Source organism: Pseudohalocynthiibacter sp. F2068, from assembly GCF_023015645.1.
In the GTDB taxonomy this organism is placed as follows: domain Bacteria; phylum Pseudomonadota; class Alphaproteobacteria; order Rhodobacterales; family Rhodobacteraceae; genus Pseudohalocynthiibacter; species Pseudohalocynthiibacter aestuariivivens.
Window position 1 is genome coordinate 1 of record NZ_JALKAK010000023.1, and the last position, 16,257, is coordinate 16,257.

A 16,257-nucleotide genomic window follows, 5' to 3' on the forward strand; every position below is an offset into this window, starting at 1 on the left:
CAACTCAACGAGCGACCTCGAAAGACCTTGCAATACCAAACGCCAGCAGAGAAATTTGAAGCATGTGTTGCGGCGATCAGTTGAAACCACAGGGACAAAGGTGCCATTCATCTGCCATTCTTGTGAGGCAGAAGAAGAGCATATAGAGCCGAGTTGATAGGTGCTTCGATACGAGCTTTTTTTGAAATCCTCGCCGCGGCTCCGGATATCCATTCGATCTTAAGAGGGCGGCCATTCTCTAAATCGATCGCCGTTGAGGCTCTCATTTTTGGCGGTAGCGCTAGAGCCGCCAACCAAATTTTATCCTCGATGTTGTCAGGCAATGAAACTCCCAGGACGCGGCCGATAGACGCCGTCTCCGAGACAACTCTCCGGAACAATTCGCTGAGTTGCGGAATAGTTTTGATGTCATTCATCGTGCACCGGCTTGCGGCGGTCACACCGGAGACCGCCGAAAACAGAACGAACTTGGACCAAACATCGCGTTTGATATCATCCGTCGGGGGTGCTGATGACCCCGCCCCGTTAATCGCATTTCTCAAGGCGTCAATGCGCTCTGAAGGTCTGCTATCGCGTTCTGCAAAAGTGAACACATTGAACTCACCCGTTTGCTTGATAACGCCCGGTGAGGCAATTGTTGTCGACACCTGCGCCATCCCGTTTGCAACGTTGTGCTCAGGTAGGATTTCGGCCAGCCTATCTGACGCCTCAACGCCGTTGAGAAATGGTACAACAACAGTGTCGGCACCGAGCATCGGCATGCAAGCCCTTGCAGCAGTATCCAACGCATCACCTTTGACACCGAAGATAATTGCGTCAACCTCCCCGACTTCTGACGGGTTATCTGTCGCGATCCATGGGTGAACGCATTCAACGCCTGACGGGCTGTCAAGCGTCAGCCCATTCTCAGCTATCGATGCAAGATGTGCCCCTCTGGCAATCGTGGCAACCTTATGCCCGCTTTGGGCCAGTTTAACCGCCAAGAATCCTCCGATCCCGCCGGTGGCTAAAGTTGCAAGTCTCATTTGGACCTCCAAAAGACATTCGCGCATTCACTATAGGACGCCGATAGGTCGTGTTTCCACCTAAATGGTGACCAACTTTGATCTTCGGGGCGGCAATGAGATTCTTTCCTAGCGATAATTTAAATCCGCTTCGGGCTTAGAAAAGTCATTCGTTGCAGTCTGCGCCAACGACTACTAAGCGGGACGAAGGAGCCACTTGCCAGATGGTGCTTCGCCGGGTTTACTGAGTGACGGGAGACATCTTGGGAGAAAATCAATGACCGTAGAACGTTCGATCCTTCTAATCGTCGGCCTAATCGTCTTGGGCAGCGCCTTGCTTGCTGCCTTTCATAGCCCGAACTGGCTCTGGCTCAACGGCATCATGGGCGCACATCTCATCCAGGCGTCTTTCACTGGAATCTGTCCCGTGGTCATGACGTTGAAGAAGATGGGACTGCCGACAAAAGCTGGCTTCGCCTGAGGCGATCCTAAGCCAAAGCTGCTGAAGAGCTGACGCCGTGCGGCGTTGCTACGATTACGCTCGCATCAGCGAGACGTTCGAAATGCACATCCCAAACGCATCTGGGACCGCAGAAGACGGCCTCGAAAGAAAACCAACCCCAACCAAATCCAACTAGGAGACAACTCATGGACAGACGTAAATTTCTAGCGGCAGCAGGCGTCAGCACAGCCGCCGCAGCCTTGGCCTCACCGGCCATTGCACAAGACAAACGCCAGTGGAAAATGGTCACCGCTTGGCCAAAGAACCTGCCCGGACCCGGTGTGGCGGCACAAACTCTGGCAGACCGTATCACTACACTGTCGGGTGGCCGGATCGAAGTGAAGCTCTACCCTGCTGGCGAACTGGTTCCCGGGCGTGGTGTGTTTGACGCCGTCAGCGAAGGCACAGCAGAGCTATACCACGCGGTGCCCGCGTACTGGGGATCCAAGTCCAAAGGCATCCTGCTGTTTGGCTCGCAACCATTCGGCCTGCGAGCGGATGAGCAGTTCGGCTGGCTCTACCACGGTGGCGGTCAGGCGCTTTATGACGAGATGTATGGCCGTTTCGGCATCAAGCCGTTCCTGTGTGGTAACTCAGGCCCACAATGGGGCGGTTGGTTCCGCAACGACATCAACTCAGCCGAAGACCTGAAAGGTCTGAAATTCCGCACCACGGGGCTTGCCTCTGAAATGGCGGCGAAACTGGGAATGGCGGCAGAAGCCATGTCCGGCCCCGCGATGTTCCAAGCGCTGCAAACCGGCGCATTGGATGCGGGCGAGTTTATCGGGCCATGGACAGATAGTGCACTTGGCTATCATCAGGTCGCCAAAAACTACTACTGGCCTGGTGTAGGGGAACCGTCCTCAGCCGAGGAATGCGGCGTCAACGCAGAAGCCTATGCAGAGCTGCCCGATGACTTGAAACAGGTTGTCAGCCTCGCCTGCGAAAGCCTCTACAACCCAGTTTGGACTGAATACACGACCAAACACGCAGCCGCACTGCAAAAGCTGGTCGCCGATGAAGGCGTGCAAGTGAAAATGTTCCCTGAGGGCGTTATCACCGCCATGGGCAAAGCCGCTGCTGAAGTCATCGACGAGTTGCGTCAGGATGATGACGAGCTGGTCAAGCGCATCGCAGAGAGCTTTGTCGCCTACCGCGATTCCGTGGGTAGCTATATGGTCTATGCTGACAACGGCCAGATGAACGCACGCGCTGCGGTCATGGGCTACTAAGAAGACCGCCTGCGCGAAACACCCTTCGCGCAGGCATCACATCGCTTTGGGAGGGGCAGATGGAAAAGCTGGCAAATTCAATTGACGCCTTCAACACCGGCGTCGCCAAACTTGTCCGATGGCTCGCATTGTTCATGGTGCTTGTGCAATTCTCCATCGTCGTCGGGCGCTATGCGTTTGGCTTGAATTCCATCGCAGTTCAAGAAAGCGTGCTTTACATGCATGCGACCCTCTTCATGCTGGGGGCGGGCTATACCCTGCTGGTCGATAAACATGTCCGCGTCGATGTGTTTTATGCCAAGGCCAACCCACAAACCCAAAGACGCATTGATATTTTCGGCCATCTCTTCCTGCTTTTGCCCTCAATGACCGCACTGCTCTACTGGTCTTGGCCTTCAGTGCGCAATTCCTGGAAGATCCTTGAGGGTCCGTTATCTGTCGGCGGCATCGAAGCCGTGTTCCTAATGAAATCGCTGATCCCGGCTTTCTGCATCCTCGTCATGCTTCAGTCCGTATCGCTATTGATCCGGCTCATTCTACAAAGGCCAGCATGATGATCGAATATCTTGACCTCATCATGTTCGCCGCCCTTATGGGCGCGATCCTCATGGGTTTTCCCGTGTCCTTTTCCATCGCTGGCGTTGGCGTGATCTTTGCCTATATCGGCTGGTATACGGGCCATATGGACATCACCCTGCTGGGCGCAATGGGCCAGCGCGTCTTTGGCCTGTTATCCAACAACGTGCTGATCGCTATTCCGCTCTTTGTCCTCATGGGGGCGGTGCTGGAAAAGAGCCGTATCGCAGAAGATCTGCTGGACACGATGGGCCGCCTTTTCGGTCAGCTTCGCGGCGGTTTAGGCATCTCTGTGGTTTTGGTGGGCGCACTTCTGGCCGCCTCAACAGGCATCGTTGGGGCCACTGTTGTTGCGATGGGTATGATTGCACTGCCGACCATGCTTCGCGCGGGATACGATCCGCGCGTCGCCTCGGGTATCGTTTGCACTGCAGGCACGCTTGGGCAGATCATTCCGCCCTCGACCCTGTTGATCATCCTTGCTGATGTCATGTCAAATTCGTTCCAACAGGCACAGTATGAGCAGGGCAAGTTCTCGGTCGAGGCGCTGTCCGTCGGGCAGTTCTTTGCCGCAGCCGTAATCCCCGGCCTGCTGCTGGTCAGCCTCTATTTGATCTACATCCTTCTGCGCGGTTGGATCCGCCCGCAAGACATGCCGCCCGCGCCCGCCGATCTGGCCAAACCTGATCGCGCCGAAGTCATTCGCGCCGTTGTGCCACCGATCCTGCTGATCTTTGCTGTTTTGGGGGCCATTCTGGGAGGAATTGCCACCCCGACCGAAGCCGCCTCTGTGGGGGCCATTGGCGCGCTGCTGATGACGGGTCACAAGATGGGCATCAACCCCAAGCTGATCCTTTTGGGCACGGCTGCCTTCATCGCTCTTGGTATTCTGGGAGGGGCCTTCCCTGTGCGTTTTCAACGCGACGACCTTAGCAATGGCACCTTTGCATTGGGGGTCGTTTACGCAGTGCTGACCATTGTCGGTGCGGTCGCTGTCCTTCTCGCCCTGCGCTCCGCTATCAAAGAGAAAGTCGTGTATGAGGCAATCGGGTCGACCCTCACCATGACGTCAATGATCTTCGCGACAATCCTTTCGGCGGGCATTTTCAGTCTCGTCTTTATCGGCTTGGGCGGCGAAGAGCGTGTTGCGGGGATCCTCAGCAACATGCCCGGCGGCGCAACGGGCGCGCTGGTCTTTTGCATGATCTTCATCTTCTTCCTGGGCTTCTTTCTGGACTTTGTCGAGATCTCGGTCATCGTTCTGCCTCTGGTCACGCCGACACTCATCTTGCTCGGCCATGATCCAATCTGGCTGGGCGTGCTGATCGCCATCAACCTGCAAACCAGCTTCCTGACACCACCATTCGGGTTTTCACTGTTCTACCTGCGCGGGGCCGCGCCAAAAGAGGTCACGACAGGCCACATCTACGCAGGGGTCGTTCCGTTCATCGGAATACAGGCAGTTGGTGTCGTTCTAATCTGGATGCTTCCGGCATTGGCGACATGGTTGCCATCGGTCCTGTTCTGAACCAGCTTTGTTACAGTGGCCTAAATTTTAGGCAGTACAATGGTCGCAATGAACTGCAGTCCAAGAATGTCTGCAATTGGCGGCGGTCTCAATGGCCGCATTCTCTTCTGCTGAGCAGCGTGAATTTTTGAGCTGATGCAGCGAAAATGGCGCTGCGTGCGCACGCAGCAAAAAATTGACACTTCCGAGATGGGCTCGAAGCCGTCTTTCGTTGTGCTTAACATGAAGGGCCGGTAACGCTATTCGAGATCTGCCATTTGACAACGCGCCAAGAGCGTTGAAAGCCGACGTATTGTAACAACCTCCCGAGACCTTCCACAGTGCTTGAAATTAGGATGCTCGAAACCATTATTACTCCCCAACTGACTTTGTGAAAAAGTGCCCAAAGCCCTCTTCTAACGAAACAGATTGGATGCACAGTTTTGGATCGAAGGGTTTTATGCTAGTATTGCAAAGGTTGATTGGGTGGATCAATGTTCAACAAATTTGCATGCACTGTAATAGCGAGCTGTTTAGTTTTTATGGCTCAGGGTTCAATTGCAGCAGGTTCGCTGCTCAATCTGGATGAGTACTGCCGTTCTCTCTACGGCCCAAACGCAATCCAATCAGTTTCGCGGTTGGATAATGGCTTGCTTTGCACCATCCAGACCGATGACGGTTTAGGTCTTACCCACTACAAGTTTGAAGCAGCAGATGCCTGCTTGGCCGAATTTGGTTCTGCCGACTATCGGCGAGAAGCCGAATTGGTGCTTTGTGTTGAGTCCGGCAACACAAGTGGTGCGATGCAAAGTTCCCAAGTCAACTTGGAAGAGATTTGCGCATCAAATTTTGGAGTGAATGCGTCCCTTACCCAAAACACATTAACGGGTGAGCCGATGTGTACAGTTCAAACCGATGGCGGTTTAGGATTGCTGCACCATAAAGTTGACACTGCAACTCTTTGCCCATCAGGACTGTTTCCAGGGGCAGTTGCAGGGGGTATGCTCACATGTGGACTCACCCAAAGCGCTACCGATTTGGGTAACGGAACTGGGCAAGATGCCAGTGGAAATTCGTCTGGCGCAGTGGAAATTCCAGACCCGGAAGGCACTGACTCTTCCCAAAAAGATCCAGTCGAAAACGGCTTATCCGACCCAAGTTCAAACACCGCTTCTAGCAGCGGATCTAGTTCTGTCACCCCCGCGATAGGAGACGAGCCGGAGGTCACGGAGCAAACTACCGAGCTACAATCCGATTGGGTGCATTCCGGCATATGGGGGTACACTTATGATGGAGGGTATCTTGGGTTCCCGCTGGAAATTCGGATTGAAAGAGATGGCGACAAAGTACGAGGCATCATTGAGCGTGTTAGAAATTTTCCCTATGGGAGCAAGGTGCTTACCTTGGAGGAATTCAATGAAATAGCTGATTACTTCTCGAACCCGGAAGACCCACTTCGTGGGGCGTTGTTTTTTAGTGGGATGGCAAGGCCGGGGAGGGTTCTATTCGAGGGCATTTTAAACGGTAACAGAATTAGCGGCCGAGAACGGCTTAACATCGCAATGCCCGGCTACGACGACGAATTTCTATGCCACCATGAACTAGATAGCGAACTCGACCATTCAACAGAATCTTGGGCAGTGTTTGAAGGGTCTGTTGACGACGAAGGAATAAAGATTCCGATCGTAGCAAAAGTTATTGAGTATGACGTCGATCCAACAACTGGATTCGCTAAGAATTGCCGCCTCAATGTAACTGAACAAAAAATTTACACCGCGCTGTTTTTCCAAACGCCCCAGGTCGAACAGATAATTCTGGTAGAAGCAGACCCACCATACAAACCTGTTGACGTGGCTGAGGTGGGTCAAAAGCTTCGCCTCAAAATACTGATCAATGAGGAAGCACCCGGCCATGAAGTTGGGGCAACGGTGAACTCAAATGAACACCCTATTTCGCTGACAGCTACTTGTGGGTCCGACCTGATTTCAGACCCCAAAATTTGTTTGACACCTGTATTTGTTCTGAGCCTGGAGGATTAATGTGATGGCTGGATCAGCAATGCTTGTTCCCCGGTTTCTGACGGTGTCACGGATGGCTATTGCAGTTCTTTTTCTGAATTGCATTGTTCCGCAGGCATCTATGGCCGACGGAAACGACCAGAAACTACCTGCGGGCGATCAAATTGACGTCACAGCCGGAGGTGTCGATGAAACCTTCGAGGTTAAAGGTATCGATTCCAGCGTCGATGTGGAGCTCGATTTTTTAAGCATCTGGCCGTCACTCCACGAGACACTTCCAGATTGGATTAGCCCGTCAGAACCCGGCCAGGACATTACTTCGGATTCATTGGAAAGGCCAAACGCACCGGTTATTTTCGCCTATGGCGAACAACAATGCGCGCAGGAAGTGCTTAACATTCTCAGAATAGGAATTTCGTCAGAAGCTATTGAGCAGGGTGCTAAATCTGCCGTGACCACATCGCTAAGTGTCGCGAGCTTCGTCCTGTCCGGGTTTTCGGTGCCCGGGGCCGCCGCAGTCGACTTCATTTCAGATGCCGTGGAGGTTGTTTTAGAGTCCGATTCAGCAGAGGAATTCGCAGAAAACTTGGCTAAGTATGTTTTTTCAGAAGCCGTTAAGAAGGGAATTGAAGAAGTTGGGGATTTAGATGGTTTTCTAAAAGAATTAATCGACAAATCAGTCGATGGTTTGTTTGAAGAACTTTCAGAATTTGTTGAACCGGAATCCACACAGTATCAAACCACTTTTACACTGCCAAACTGTGGCGATATTGACATAATTTACCAAATGTTTGCCCAGCACCCTAAAATTCCCAGAAACACACTTCCAGCATCCGTTGTGATGGCAGCATCCGGTAACTGCCGTGGAAACGATGGCAGGTTTGCAAGGCTCTACGAATTTTTAATTGCTGCAGAGTATGAAGTTCGCCCTACAACGCGAAGGAGGGGGCCTCGTCATAACGTGATTGTTCTGCGCGCTGACAGCCCGCAAATATATGTCGAGGCAAATTGCAAAGCGTACGCGGAATTTTCTATCGATCCAGCAACAACCGAGTGGAATGGGTTTGATCGACCGAGCTGGGTTGATGACGAGATTGTCAAAGCGCCAGATTGGACCGGTTTTGACCGGGCCTGCTACGACATGATCCAGAAAGAATATGATGATTGGTGGGTTGCCAGACGAAATTACAACCAAGCGGTTTTGGTAATCGAGCAGTTAGATTCTGAGCGTTCACGATGGGGGCGTGGCCTTGAAGAGGAACTCCAAAATGGTGCATCGGAAAGCTTGCAGGCCGACTACCGCGCAAAGATTGAAGATTTGACAGAAAGGTTTGAGCGAGAATTCGAGGCTTTGCCAAATTGGGACGGGCAACGTCGGCGTGCGACACAAACTTTGATCCCTGTCGTACAAGAGTGCGTCGATCAACTGACGCAATCGAAAAGAGGCGAGAAAACCGTTTTCGGAGAAAAGTTGTTGCGCTATTTGAATACTATACCATTACCGCAGTAGCTCGTTCTGAGCCGCCTCACTTCTAGCAACTCTAGACTTCTTCACCAGGCCTTTTGGTTGGATGCGTCGAACTTCTAGGCACTCCGCCATCCGCGCCGTGCAACCTACAACCATTCCATGCGGCGCAAACGATGAATTCCTCCTCGCCGCAACCGTTCAGAATCTCCGAAAACTGATCAAGATCTTTCCTGCACCGCAAAAACACGAACATCCTGATTGAGAACGCGTTCGAACCCTCGCTTAACTATTGCGATGGGAGACGAACCTAAACTTCAGTGGGCCTGACACAATATGCAGTTCTTGCCAACGAATTATGGAGGTCTTTTTGTGCGTATTTCGCCCGTTCGATTCGGCGTAGCAATTCGTTGAATGGGCTCAAACCGGAATTTCGCTGCGCGGATCACGAAGGGCTAGACACGCAGTCGCTGGCGGACTTTGCCAAGATGGTCGATGTGTTTGACGGGGCAGGGGTGTCGTTCGCGTCGGTCACGCAGGCGTTTAACACGACGTCGTCAATGGGTCGCCTGACCCTGAATGTGCTTCTTTCCTTCGGCCAGTTTGAACGCGAGGTCACCGCCGAGCGCATCCGCGACAAAGTCGCAGCCTCCAAACGCAAGGGGATGTGGATGGGCGGTGCCGTTCCGTTTGGATAAGATGTGACGGACAAGGCGCTGATGGTGAATGCAGAGGAAGCTGCGGCCGTCCGAGCGATTTTTGCCGAATATTTGTCCGCAGGATCGGTACGGCAATTGGCAGAACGACTGAATGAATTGGGCGTCGTTAGCAAACGCCGGACCGACCGACATGGACGTGTCACCGGTGGCGCTGCCTTCTCGCACGGCGCACTCTACAACATCCTGCGCAACCCGATCTACATCGGTAAAACCCGTCACAAGGAAGACCTGCATGAAGGACTTCACGAGGCAATCATTGATGATGCCACATGGCAATTGGTTCGGACGCAACTGGCGGATCATGGCGGCAAGACAATCAGTTCGGTGCGCCGAAGTGCAAGTTGTCTTCTGGACGGTGTTCTGTTTGATTCCAAGGATCGGGCAATGCATACCACCTATGCCAGCAAATCGGTGCACCAAGACGGAACATTTCGCACGAAGCGATACGGTATTACACATTGCCACTGCATGGTTCAGAGGACAAATCCCGGGTGGAACGTTTGCCTGCGAAAGAACTTGAGCGCGTGGTTCTGAAAGGCTTTAGGGACCACTTGTCCGATGCCCGCTGGCTGGCGGATCAAATGAAGGGCGTTGAGAGCAAAACGACTTTGGTTGCGGATATCTTGCGCGCTTTAGATCTGCGGGAGTTGAGTTTTGATGGGCCCGAAGACGCCGCCTCAGAACAAACCTTCCAAAAAATCGTAAACAGAATTAGTGCGCAGACGGGCATGTTGCACATCTCGATCAATCTCGCTGCGTTGCTGGAGCCACAAATCCCATGCGATCCAATTCCGGCCAGTTTTGAAATTCCGTTCCAAAAGCGGCAGAACAGTCGTGCCAAACTGATCGTCATTGCGGCAAAAGATGCGCCGCAACAGGATCCGGATCTCATCGCTCTTATTGCAGACGCAAGACGATGGGCACGCGAGTTGCTTGAGGGAAAAGCGTCCTCCATTCAGCAAATCACCGAGCGGGAAGATTTGCGCAGCGGGATGGTCAGCCGCATTCTCCCACTCGCCTGGCTGGCGCCGAACATCTCGACAGCAATCTTAGAAGGCCGACAGCCATCACATCTCAGCGCAAAAACGCTTCGCGATCTTCCTGAGCTCCCACTGGACTGGGCGAAACAACGCCAGATCCTTGAATTCCCGCACGTCTGAGAGTGCGGCGAGAGCGTCAAGACCTCACTCGCAATTGCCTCGCTGAGACTTTCCCGGAAATAGCCTTAAAACCGCTTAGATGAGAGATAAAAAGTGAGGTCTCTGGCGTCTCACGGTCCCGTAAGCGGCAGAAATATAACACTAATTCAAGTGAGTGCGAAAACGGCGGTTTAGGGGGGGAGAGTGGTGGGCGACCCTGGAATCGCTCTAGGGATAGATCTTGATCCCACTAGAGCTTTGAATTTATGAGTTTTTTGAGCCCCAATTTCGAATGATAGTCAGAAAAGTACAGAATCACGGACGAAAAGTACAGAATTCTCACGAAACGAACATGAAAAATGGTCAAAAGAAAATCAAACTATTGAGGGTTTGGTCACATCGCGATGCGCGAACTCTGACGCCATCAAATATACAAACTGCGCTGCTTGCCCAGACACGAATTCCGCTATCCGAGGGCCAAATTCTCCATCCAAAATATCCTGAAACACCGTTGGGCGATAGCGCGTGATCGAGCCCAGATAATGCGTGAGCGAAAAGATTGATCCAAGTTGAGTAAGAAGGTGCGCCGCCTCAGGAATGGGATTGAGATAAAGATAGTAGCGTCTGTATGGTGTCGAACTGCCGACGGTCGCCCAGAGTCGATCTCGGACGGTGCCCGAGAGATTCTCTGCTTGATCAACACCATGGCGAGTAAAATCCCTTGTATTCTTTTGTTCGAAACATACCAAACCTCTCCCATTAATTTGCTCGTCACATTTCACTTTTTTAAAGTCGACGGCAAAACCGGAGCGTGTGAGAACATCGTTTTGTGAGTAGCCGAGTCTCCTTATGTCGTCTGCAAACAGATAAAGTCGGAGCCACACCTTTTTTGAAGCGCTGTTAACCATAAAGCTTATTCTCTGTATGCTTACGAACCGTTCTCGTTTCTCCGCCGCTGAAGCCCAAAGTCGATGTCCCGGCAATATCTGTGGAAGTAACGCTTTCATGGGTATTCTATGGGCGTCTGGTACCCGAGGTGCCCCCAAAGCCTGAATAAACTCATCAAAAGCTTGAAATTGACCGCGCCCGTTGGGTGATCGATAACAGGCGAGTTCTGCATCAACAAACTCGCTCCCGCCCGCCCCGATTTTTTCTGCTATCCCGTGTTGAACGTTGGACAACGTGGGGCGTAACCCACGGCAAATCACAAACGATTTCACGAGGTTCAGATATGAGTAGTACAGTTGAACCGGTTGTGCAGCACCAATCGTAGAAGATGATGCGGACAGGAAAAAATCTTCTGCTTGTTCAAGATAGGATTGAGCTTCACGGCGACTGTTCGGATCAGCAATTCTCTCTGAAACTGCTCGCTTCATGATGAGCCACGGGTCTATAGCAAAGAGCAATGACTGAACTGGCCGACGATGCCCAACTTCGGCTGTCGGGAAAAAGGAAAACGGCACGAGTCGGTCATGAGCCTTTAGTTCGGTTCCAATACGCATTCGGGGTAGTGGTGGCATTGAGACCTCTTTTCTACAATCCGCAACCTTATACACACCGAACTCACTCTACCAAAGGGGTGTGTTAAGAGCCTAGATATTCTGGGAGTTTTGCTTTCCATTCGCTCATCAGGATTAAAGTACAGGCTACCGTTTCTCCTGTATCGCTAATCAGCTCCAACTCTCCGCTTTGCGCTGTGTTGTCCCAAGAAAAGTTATTTGAAAGTACTGTCAACACATCCCTTTTGTAGGCCGTATCCGCGTTATCAAGTTGGTCACCTTTAGTCTCAAGAACCGTAAGTTGACGCTCGCCGTTCTCTTCGGTCGCAGCGAAAATAAAGTCTGGGTAGATTCGTGAACGCTTCCAGCCCTGCAACCCATACTGCCAGCGTGCTACGTTTCTATGCCACCAAATGAGCGCTTTATCGGCGTCAAGATAGACCGCTACACCTTGTTCTTCCCCGTTCAACTCCGCTTCATAAACCGGTGCGAATAGGCTTTTCTCAAGTGGTGTTCCGTCGCTACGTGCAATCTGTCGAGCGGTCGTAGGTTCCGTAGTTTCCATCTCATAGGGCATAACCCAATTGCGGCCATCAATGCGAAGGCGAAACTGGATTTGGCCTGTTGCAACGAACGATTTGAATAATGCCTCGGCAAGGACCGTCCTTTCCTGATCCAACGACTTCCTGAGTTCTTCGATAATTAATGCGCCCAGCGCAGCTATTTTCTCAGGAGCGAAACCACGCTCGTACAGGGCGGTCAGGCAACCTTGCACGATCTCGCGAGCTACGAACGGATTTGGTAGAAGGTCAGACAGAATACGCACTGCGTAAGATGGTTCAAACGAAGAGCGCGCTGTCCGGCTTTCGATTTTTTCCGCCTCGATCTTTTGCTCGTCACCATCCGCGAGATGTATGCGCTGTATTTGTGATATCGCAGCCTGAGCGTTTTCCGGAATGGTTGCGGCTAACGCCGCTGCGTCATAGTTCGACCAATCAACGTTCGCCAATATGTCGGTTTCATAGTCAAGGTCGCGGACTTCGCCGTTATCCACCCACAATACTTTTGGTAGATATATGTCTGCCTTGGCGAACCTTTCCCGTCTCGGGAGTTTCCGTGCCACGCGCGCCGTTCCGCTCACATCTGCACCACTAACATTTAAGACCAGATCAGACAGCCCGTCACCCTCCAAACCATCTTTGATGGCGGTTACAACGGCACCTGTGGTCCCGTGGTGGGCAATGATGTGGCATTCATCCAAGAGCCCCACACCGGTCTTGGTGGCGTGGGGTTGCCTCAATATGCGCCCGACCAATTGCGTCATGCCATTTAGGTTGGAGCTTGCTGCCAAGGCACACAATACATAGGCGAACGGGCAGTCCCATCCTTCTTGCAAAGCTTGCTTTGTGATGATCACCCGCACGCGATTGCTTGGGGATAACAGATCAATATTCTCTGGTTGGTTCAGATCATTCTTTTCCGCAGTTTTGATTGCGACTTCCGCTTCATTGAATCCAGCATTCAGCAACCACGCCTTCACGTCTTCGGAATGGATGAATCCTGCATCTTTTTGATCCTTTCCGGTGCGTTCCACCTGCACCAGCATGATCGGGCGGATATAGCGCCCTGTCTCCCCGTGAAAGCCGGTCGCAAGTGCCTGCAATTCGTTCAACTTGGCTAGAGAGGCATTCAACGTCGATTTCCAATCAGTGCCAGCCTTGGTCTCAAGGTTCAGAGGCATCTTGATCATGCCTTCGCGGTCAATCTCGCGGCCCGTTACCTCAACCAGTAGGTTCGCAAACCGGGCAGGGCGTGGATTTGCTCCACCGCGCGCTCTAACGTCAATCGGTGTAGCCGACAGTTCAATCACAATGGACGGGTTAAAATCATATAGGGTTTTGAACGCCAGATCAGAAATAGCTTTCTGCCCCTCATCCATTACAACAATCGGCTGTATAATACGCAACGCGTTGCCAAGCGAGTCCTTGATCATCGCCCAAGGTGCAACACCGTCGGCTTGGTCATAGGTCGATAGGTTCGGAATGGCTTTCGACAGTGCCTCATGGTCTGCTTGATTGCCCTCGTAGGGGGTGAAGCCATGCACGTCACCACGGTCGCGAAACATCTTGAGGCTGTCTTTTGACTCCCGATTTGCTGATTGCAGCATCAGTATCATGACGCAGAGGTTTTCCTCGACATCCCGGGCATCTAGCCGATCGGATTTCTCAAATATCTTTACCTTGCCAGCCGCTGCGCGATCAAGCGTTTGCCTGTACGGGTGCTGACGATCCTTCAAGCGCTTCAATGTTTGGGAGTATATTGCGTCGTTGGGCACGATCCACAATGTAAACGCTGTGCTCTTGTTGAGATAGCGGCCCATTACTCGTGAAACGGCATTTGCCGCCAAGAAGGTCTTTCCTCCACCGGTGGGTACTTTCAGCGTTATGTTGGGAACTGGCCGGCCACACCCATCGAAGCGTTCCGAGAAAGGGATTTCGGCCCGCGATTTCGGCAAACTCCCTTTCGCCTTCATTTGATCCCACGCGCCTTTCGAAAAATCCGGGATTGGGATTTCAATTGTGGGATTCTGCGATGCAAGCTCGACAACGGCGTTGGCTTTACCTTTGTGCTCATTTAGGGCGTCTAGATATTCATTCAGTGTCTCCAGAACGCGTGTTTGATACTCAAGCTCCCGCATCAGTCCCGCTCAATCCGGTAGAGTGAGAAGGGCAATGGTGCAAACTCAACCCGCAAATGTTCTTCGTTCAAAAGTTTTTGGCTTACGAACCTAGCAGGGGCAAAAACAAGGTGCGGTTTGTCGGTTTTTTCCGCTGCGATTTTGCGCGCAAAAGATAGAGTGAGCGCAGCCTCCTGCGACTTGAGCCAATCCAGATCATCGCGATAGATCAACCAAACATGGCGATCTTCGCTTTGCCCCAGATATTTTACGCCTTGGTCAATACCCGCCATATCCAATGTGCGGTTGGTCGCCATATGGAAAAGTAAAGCGCCAAGCTGATCGTAGGCAGGCAAAGATTCACCGGTCAAGATTTTGTCCATTTCCACCGGATCTCCAAGAGTACAATAGGTGAAGGAGCCGCCAAGCCCTTCTACTCTTTCTTCAATCTTAGTTTCACCTGTGACTATTAGTTCTCCGTCTTTTATTTGTTTGCTGATCTTGTCAAAATCAGCACCTTCAAGCCTTTCGATCCCATCTACTTTCGCAACAAGATCAGAGGCTTTTTCGAGCTTTTTCCAATTTAATGGTTCACGGAGGAGTTCGGATTTCTGAGTGCCGGTGTAGTCATAACCGTTGATGACACGGCGAACACGCTCCGCAGTGACTTTGTCCGCGTAGTCTTCCATTTCAACTAATACAAAACGGCGATTGCCTTCGTCTTCCGCATTTGCAGCTAAAACTGCTTGGGCTGTAGTTCCTGATCCGGAGAAAGAGTCCAACACAATTGAATTTTCATCGGTTGCAAGGTCCAAGACACGCTTTACTAGCCTGCTTGGTTTTGGCGTAACAAATACATCTCCAGATTCGTCAAAATCCAAAATTCGGAGCAACTCCTTTTTTGCTTCTTGAGTGTGACCTACCTCTGACCAGTGCCAAAGAGTTTGTGGAACGCGCCCATCTCTAACTTCACTCAAAAAAATTTTTGGGGCGGGGACATTGTTGCCGCCTTCGCCCCACCATATCCGGTTATCTTTGTCCAAGTTCCAAAGTTTTTCTTCGGACATTCGCCAATACGAACCGGACGGCGGGCCTTTGATTACTCTACCTCCCGGACACTTCACGCTATATGTGCCCTTGCTATAGTAGTTTCTGGCGGCAAGGTTGTTTGGTCTCCACCGTCCTCTCGGATCATTATCGAGATTCTTGTAAATATCGTCCTGTCCTGCGCTTCGAGCCAAGAGATTTGGCCGCCACGTTTCTTTGTTTTTTGCGTAAATCAGCAAGTAATCATGATCAGATGAAAAATATTGAACAGTCGCTTTTGGTGCATAGTTCTTATGCCAAATTACCGTATCAATGAAATTGGTTTCACCAAAAATCTCATCCATCATCGAACGAGCATGATGAATTTCATTTTCGTCAAGCGTCATCCACAGGCTACCGTTCGCGCCGAGTAATTCATGCAGTAAACGCAGACGAGGCCACATCATTGCGCACCACTTGTCATGGCGGAGACCGTCTTCGATCCCTATTGGATTGGAAGCCAGCCACTCTTTGATCACTGGCGCGTTGACGTTGTCGTTATACGCCCAGTTTTCGTTCCCGGTATTGTACGGCGGATCGATGAAAACGCAGTCCACTTTGCCTGCATACATGGGCATAAGCGCTTTTAGCGCTTTGAGGTTGTCTCCCTGAACGATCAGGTTACCGTCAAACGCAACTTCACCAATTCCCTTATCCGCGTGGGGCACAAGTGGATGGAACGGCACCGAAAGATGGTGGTTATAGACAAATTCTTTGCCTTTGAAATGCAACTCGGTCATCGGCGCCGCCTCTATGTATATTTTCTTTCATGCCTATACGAGCCTTGGTCTCTTTGCCAGTTTCGAGTGCAGCTCCATCATTTTCCACGCAAA

At 51.7% G+C, this 16,257-nt stretch carries 13 protein-coding genes; 9 read left to right on the top strand and 4 right to left on the bottom strand.

All coding sequences use genetic code 11. From position 1 onward, the window contains the following. Window positions 1-107 precede the first annotated feature (107 nt). Window positions 108-1,025, bottom strand: coding sequence for a 2-dehydropantoate 2-reductase (locus MWU63_RS18875; RefSeq protein WP_213891318.1), 918 nt, complete (start codon window positions 1,023-1,025; stop codon window positions 108-110). Between the two features lie 256 nt (window positions 1,026-1,281). On the opposite strand from MWU63_RS18875, the gene MWU63_RS18880 reads away from it, so the two are divergent. The 9 genes from MWU63_RS18880 to MWU63_RS18920 all read left to right on the top strand — a co-directional run bounded on the left by MWU63_RS18880 (window position 1,282) and on the right by MWU63_RS18920 (window position 10,183). Further along, entirely contained in the window at window positions 1,282-1,485 is a 204-nt protein-coding gene (locus tag MWU63_RS18880; RefSeq protein WP_213891320.1) for a DUF2892 domain-containing protein, read from the top strand. Between the two features lie 167 nt (window positions 1,486-1,652). Then, window positions 1,653-2,738 carry a TRAP transporter substrate-binding protein gene (locus MWU63_RS18885; RefSeq protein ID WP_247079465.1) on the top strand — a complete coding sequence of 362 codons (1,086 nt, stop codon included), beginning with the start codon at window positions 1,653-1,655 and terminating at the stop codon, window positions 2,736-2,738. A 59-nt stretch (window positions 2,739-2,797) separates the two neighbouring features. Next, on the top strand, window positions 2,798-3,292 hold the full coding sequence (locus tag MWU63_RS18890) for a TRAP transporter small permease subunit (protein ID WP_213891324.1): 495 nt from the start codon (window positions 2,798-2,800) through the stop codon (window positions 3,290-3,292). After that, window positions 3,292-4,842 carry a TRAP transporter large permease subunit gene (locus tag MWU63_RS18895; protein WP_213891326.1) on the top strand — a complete coding sequence of 517 codons (1,551 nt, stop codon included), beginning with the start codon at window positions 3,292-3,294 and terminating at the stop codon, window positions 4,840-4,842. Before MWU63_RS18890 ends, MWU63_RS18895 begins: the two co-directional genes overlap by 1 nt. Before the next feature lie 473 nt (window positions 4,843-5,315). Further along, the gene (locus MWU63_RS18900) at window positions 5,316-6,860 is read left to right on the top strand and encodes a hypothetical protein (protein ID WP_213891328.1); all 1,545 of its coding nucleotides are present in this window, start codon (window positions 5,316-5,318) and stop codon (window positions 6,858-6,860) included. A 4-nt stretch (window positions 6,861-6,864) separates the two neighbouring features. Beyond that, window positions 6,865-8,349 carry a hypothetical protein gene (locus tag MWU63_RS18905; protein ID WP_213891330.1) on the top strand — a complete coding sequence of 495 codons (1,485 nt, stop codon included), beginning with the start codon at window positions 6,865-6,867 and terminating at the stop codon, window positions 8,347-8,349. A gap of 365 nt (window positions 8,350-8,714) precedes the next feature. Then, the gene (locus tag MWU63_RS18910) at window positions 8,715-9,002 is read left to right on the top strand and encodes a recombinase family protein (RefSeq protein ID WP_247079467.1); all 288 of its coding nucleotides are present in this window, start codon (window positions 8,715-8,717) and stop codon (window positions 9,000-9,002) included. 3 nt (window positions 9,003-9,005) lie between these two features. Continuing rightward, window positions 9,006-9,557, top strand: coding sequence for a recombinase family protein (locus MWU63_RS18915; RefSeq protein WP_247079469.1), 552 nt, complete (start codon window positions 9,006-9,008; stop codon window positions 9,555-9,557). A gap of 17 nt (window positions 9,558-9,574) precedes the next feature. Continuing rightward, a complete protein-coding gene (locus tag MWU63_RS18920; protein WP_213891336.1) occupies window positions 9,575-10,183 on the top strand; it encodes a hypothetical protein in 609 nt (202 codons plus the stop codon). 353 nt (window positions 10,184-10,536) lie between these two features. Here the strand turns inward: MWU63_RS18920 and MWU63_RS18925 are convergent, their stop codons facing one another. The 3 genes from MWU63_RS18925 to MWU63_RS18935 form a co-directional block, all read right to left on the bottom strand. Further along, window positions 10,537-11,682 (bottom strand): YaaC family protein, encoded by a 1,146-nt coding sequence (locus tag MWU63_RS18925; protein WP_247079471.1) that lies wholly within the window; start codon window positions 11,680-11,682, stop codon window positions 10,537-10,539. A gap of 64 nt (window positions 11,683-11,746) precedes the next feature. Beyond that, window positions 11,747-14,359 carry a DEAD/DEAH box helicase family protein gene (locus MWU63_RS18930; RefSeq protein ID WP_247079473.1) on the bottom strand — a complete coding sequence of 871 codons (2,613 nt, stop codon included), beginning with the start codon at window positions 14,357-14,359 and terminating at the stop codon, window positions 11,747-11,749. Continuing rightward, the gene (locus MWU63_RS18935; RefSeq protein ID WP_247079475.1) at window positions 14,359-16,164 is read right to left on the bottom strand and encodes a site-specific DNA-methyltransferase; all 1,806 of its coding nucleotides are present in this window, start codon (window positions 16,162-16,164) and stop codon (window positions 14,359-14,361) included. Before MWU63_RS18935 ends, MWU63_RS18930 begins: the two co-directional genes overlap by 1 nt. Between the last annotated feature and the right edge of the window lie 93 nt (window positions 16,165-16,257).

Bases quoted from the DNA above. Each gene is read 5' to 3' on its own strand.
- MWU63_RS18875 (WP_213891318.1), bottom strand. From the start codon at position 1,025: ATGAGACTTGCAACTTTAGCCACCGGCGGGATCGGAGGATTCTTGGCG.
- MWU63_RS18890 (WP_213891324.1), top strand. From the start codon at position 2,798: ATGGAAAAGCTGGCAAATTCAATTGACGCCTTCAACACCGGCGTCGCC.
- MWU63_RS18935 (WP_247079475.1), bottom strand. From the start codon at position 16,164: ATGACCGAGTTGCATTTCAAAGGCAAAGAATTTGTCTATAACCACCAT.
- MWU63_RS18880 (WP_213891320.1), top strand. From the start codon at position 1,282: ATGACCGTAGAACGTTCGATCCTTCTAATCGTCGGCCTAATCGTCTTG.
- MWU63_RS18895 (WP_213891326.1), top strand. From the start codon at position 3,292: ATGATCGAATATCTTGACCTCATCATGTTCGCCGCCCTTATGGGCGCG.
- MWU63_RS18930 (WP_247079473.1), bottom strand. From the start codon at position 14,359: ATGCGGGAGCTTGAGTATCAAACACGCGTTCTGGAGACACTGAATGAA.
- MWU63_RS18885 (WP_247079465.1), top strand. From the start codon at position 1,653: ATGGACAGACGTAAATTTCTAGCGGCAGCAGGCGTCAGCACAGCCGCC.
- MWU63_RS18925 (WP_247079471.1), bottom strand. From the start codon at position 11,682: ATGCCACCACTACCCCGAATGCGTATTGGAACCGAACTAAAGGCTCAT.
- MWU63_RS18905 (WP_213891330.1), top strand. From the start codon at position 6,865: ATGGCTGGATCAGCAATGCTTGTTCCCCGGTTTCTGACGGTGTCACGG.
- MWU63_RS18900 (WP_213891328.1), top strand. From the start codon at position 5,316: ATGTTCAACAAATTTGCATGCACTGTAATAGCGAGCTGTTTAGTTTTT.